The organism is Xylanibacter ruminicola (assembly GCF_900142525.1).
GTDB lineage: Bacteria > Bacteroidota > Bacteroidia > Bacteroidales > Bacteroidaceae > Prevotella > Prevotella ruminicola_A.
The window spans coordinates 1-1,360 of record NZ_FRBD01000059.1; the positions used below are offsets into that span (position 1 = coordinate 1).

Annotated in this window: 1 rRNA gene; it reads left to right on the top strand. The window is 52.6% G+C overall.

The window, feature by feature from the left end:
* Positions 1 to 1,360 (top strand): 23S ribosomal RNA (locus BUB86_RS16885); the annotation flags it as partial.

The window sequence follows — 1,360 nt, forward strand, 5'->3', positions numbered from 1 at the left end:
CTAGTGACGGCGTGCCTTTTGCATAATGAACCTACGAGTTACCATCACCAGCAAGGTTAAGTATTTAAGATACGTAAGCCGCAGTGAAAGCGAGCCTGAACAGGGCGTCAAGTTGGTGGGGGTAGACGCGAAACCGAGTGATCTACACATGTCCAGGATGAAGTCCCGGTAACACGGGATGGAGGTCCGCACCGATAAGCGTTGAAAAGCTTCCGGATGAGGTGTGTGTAGGAGTGAAAGGCCAATCAAACTCGGAGATAGCTCGTACTCCCCGAAAGGCATTTAGGTGCCGCGTCGGATGGTCACCGTGAGAGGTAGAGCGACCGATAGGTCAAGAGGGCTTCACCGCCTATCGAGACCTGACGAACTCCGAATGCTCACGGTCTGCAGTCCGGCAGTAAGGGGGCGGGTGCTAAGGTCCGTCCCCGAGAGGAGAAGAATCCAGACCGCCGTCTAAGGTCCCGGAATCCTGTCTGAGTTAGTCTAACGAAGTCTGGTCTCGATGACAGCTAGGATGTTGGCTTGGAAGCAGCCATTCATTCAAAGAGTGCGTAACAGCTCACTAGTCGAGAGACCGGGCGTGGATAATAATCGGGTATAAGACAGGTACCGAAGGCGCGGGATAGCATTAAAAAGTATCGGTAGGGGAGCATTCCATACGGGTCGAAGCCAGTGGATGACTGTTGGTGGACTGTATGGAAAAGCAAATGTAGGTATAAGTAACGATAAGGGGGATGAGATCTCCCCCCGCCGAAAGACTAAGGTTTCCCGGGCGATGTCAATCACCCCGGGGTTAGTCGGGTCCTAAGCATAAGCCGAACGGCGATGGCGATGGCTGACACGGTTAATATTCCGTGACTTCCATATGGGGCGATGTGGTGACGGAGCAGTGACACTGCCGCGGACTGACGGAACAGTCCGTTGAAGAGTGTAGGTTATGAGGAGTGCAGGCAAATCCACACTCCGAGCTGAACCTTGAAAGTACGGCATCCTCTTCGGAGGAAGCTGATAGTGCAGGTAATCAGACTCCCGAGAAAAACCGCTAAGCTTAACTCATGTGGAACCCGTACCGCAAACGGACACACGTAGTCGGGTAGAATATACTAAGGCGTTGAGAGATTCGCGGTTAAGGAACTAGGCAAACTGACCCTGTAACTTCGGGATAAAGGGTCCTCCCTTGTGGGAGGCGCAGAGAATAGGTCCAGGCAACTGTTTAGCAAAAACACAGGGCTGTGCAAACTCGAAGGATGAAGTATACAGCCTGACACCTGCCCGGTGCTGGAAGGTTAAGAGGAGATGTCAGTCGCAAGATGAAGCATTGAATTGAAGCCCCAGTAAACGGCGGCCGTAACTATAACGG